The sequence below is a fragment of the Methylophaga sp. UBA1464 genome (assembly GCF_002325665.1).
Classification (GTDB): Bacteria; Pseudomonadota; Gammaproteobacteria; order Nitrosococcales; family Methylophagaceae; genus Methylophaga.
In genome coordinates this window covers 2065-4291 of sequence record NZ_DCSO01000090.1, presented here as the reverse complement: position 1 = coordinate 4291, position 2227 = coordinate 2065, and the positions used below count along the sequence as shown (strand labels likewise).

Here is a 2227-nt window from a genome sequence, read left to right as displayed (position 1 = left end):
CGAAATTTTTGATCAGGCGCCTCGTTTAACCGATCTGTTTTTCCTGATTCTTGCCCGTGAACAATCCATGCTGATTGAACGGGTAATCAATATTGGTCGTCGCAGTGCAGTTGAGAGACTGGCGCATTTTATTGTGGAAATGAAAGTCAGGCTGAATGTCGATACCGACCAGTTTGAACTGCCAATGAACCAAACGGTTATCGGTGACACGTTAAGTCTTTCATCAGTACATGTCAGCCGCACATTTAAAGTATTACGGGATGAAGGTTTACTCGAATCCCATAATGGCAATATTCAAATCCTGGATCTGGAAGGCCTCATTGAAATATCCGGTTTTGACCGAAATTACCTGGACAGCCACTCTAACTGGGCCAGACAGGATTAAGATTTACTGAAGCGCTCAATCATACTCACATCATTCACATAATCAATATCAGCTAACACACCCTGATAATCCGTTTTGATTTTGTGAATCTTTTCAATATCCCTTTCTAGCAGTTTTTTGGCACCGGAATCTCCCTTCAGTGCCAACAACTCATCCTTATAACAAGCTTTAAAGCCAACAGGATGGCCTCGCCTATGCTCAAAATAAGGTGCTGTAATATCGGCACCCAATATTAAATTCTGATGAACCTGCGTTAATACCGATCTCGGGATTAATGGCATATCTGCCAGACCAATCACCCAGCCATCAGCATTTACATTAGCTGCAATTGCGGCGCTCAGGCTATGCCCCATGCCCAACGTCGCGGTTTGGCATTCAATCACGTTAATTTCAGTATTATGAAATTCAGCAACGTTCTGAATAGTTTGTCTCAATAACGGTGTATCCGTTCTGATAACAACTGATAATGTATCTAACGCTGAAATCCAGGCTGACAAAGTGTGCTGAATTAAAGGCTGTCGTATACCGGCAATGGTTAACTCATATAACAGTTTGTCTGGGCCAAAACGGGATGACTTTCCGGCGGCTAACAGGATTCCTGAGATTTTCGACATCTAAGGCTCGGTTAACTGCAAACTGATTGTGTTTTCGGCAAAAGCTCTGTGGACTTAGCAGGATGATTCCGTCGCAACGCTATTAGCTCGGCCAAAATGGCAATGGCAATTTCCGGTGGTGTACGACTGCCAATCGGCAAACCCACCGGTCCATGTAAACGTTCAATTTCTGTTGCTGATAAATCAAACATCGCCAGGCGTTTACGGCGGTTGGCATTATTTTTTTTGCTACCCAGCGCTCCAACATAAAAAGCAGCTGATTTGAGGGCTTCGAGTAAGGCCATATCATCAAGCTTCGGATCGTGGGTTAACGCCACAATGGCAGTATGCGCATCAGGTTGCATTGCCAAAACGGCATCATCGGGCATCATATTAAGCAGCACTACATCATCAGTATCCCAACTTTCACACATGGCTTCTCTCGGCTCACAAACGGAGACCTGATAATCCAGCGCCTGTGCCATATTGGCCAGGTAAGCCGAAGTCTGTCCGGCACCAATAATCAACAGCCGCCACCTTGGTCCATACACAACCGAAAGTTGCTTTTCGTTTATTTGTACAACCACATCCGTCGCATTGGCATCAGTACAATGACTCACCAATGTAGAAAGCTGTAAATCACGTTTAATCAAACGATGACTGTTTATCGCATGGCGTACTTGATCGACCCAGAGGGTGTCGGTAACCGGTTCAACAACCAGTTCCAGTGTACCGCCACAGGGTAAATTAAATCGCTGTGCCTCTTCCCGGGTCACACCATAGACCATTAATTCGGCTTGATTGCGAGGTAATTCGCCAGACTGAGCCTTGCTAACCAGATCATCTTCAATACAACCGCCTGATACCGAACCAACTAACACGCCGTCTTCGCGTAAAACCAGCATCGCTCCAGGTTGACGTGGACTGGAACCGAAGGTTTTCACAACGGTCACCAGCCATAGAGTTAAATCGGCTTCCAGCCATTTCTGCATTGCTTTAAAAACCGATAAATCAACACTGTCCATGCTCAGCTTTCCAATTGATAACGGATCGGTAAATCGCGGATGCGCTTACCGGTGGCAGCAAAAATGGCATTACATAAAGCAGGTGCAATTGGCGGCAGTCCCGGCTCTCCAACCCCGCCTAGCGGCGTATTGAAATCTTCGGCCGGTAACAAATGCACATGAACTTCGCGAGGCGACTCATTCATTCTGGAGACTTGATAACTATCAAAATTATCTTGCTGAAA

4 protein-coding genes are annotated in these 2227 nt (G+C 45.8%); 1 reads left to right on the top strand and 3 read right to left on the bottom strand.

Features of this window, described 5'->3' with window-relative positions; genetic code table 11:
* Positions 1–385 (top strand): Crp/Fnr family transcriptional regulator (locus tag B3O33_RS12040; RefSeq protein ID WP_292363691.1); only part of this gene is annotated, 385 nt, incomplete at its 5' end.
* Here the strand turns inward: B3O33_RS12040 and B3O33_RS12035 are convergent.
* The 3 genes from B3O33_RS12035 to B3O33_RS12025 all read right to left on the bottom strand — a co-directional run.
* On the bottom strand, positions 382–999 hold the full coding sequence (locus B3O33_RS12035; protein WP_292360971.1) for a nucleotidyltransferase family protein: 618 nt from the start codon (positions 997–999) through the stop codon (positions 382–384). The two genes, B3O33_RS12040 and B3O33_RS12035, sit on opposite strands and share 4 nt — an antisense overlap.
* Positions 1000–1010: 11 nt before the next feature.
* Positions 1011–2003 (bottom strand): XdhC family protein, encoded by a 993-nt coding sequence (locus tag B3O33_RS12030; protein ID WP_292360973.1) that lies wholly within the window; start codon positions 2001–2003, stop codon positions 1011–1013.
* A gap of 2 nt (positions 2004–2005) precedes the next feature.
* On the bottom strand, positions 2006–2227 hold a 222-nt coding region (locus B3O33_RS12025), incomplete at its 5' end, for a hypothetical protein (RefSeq protein ID WP_292363689.1).

Bases quoted from the DNA above. Each gene is read 5' to 3' on its own strand.
- B3O33_RS12035 (WP_292360971.1), bottom strand. From the start codon at position 999: ATGTCGAAAATCTCAGGAATCCTGTTAGCCGCCGGAAAGTCATCCCGT.
- B3O33_RS12030 (WP_292360973.1), bottom strand. From the start codon at position 2,003: ATGGACAGTGTTGATTTATCGGTTTTTAAAGCAATGCAGAAATGGCTG.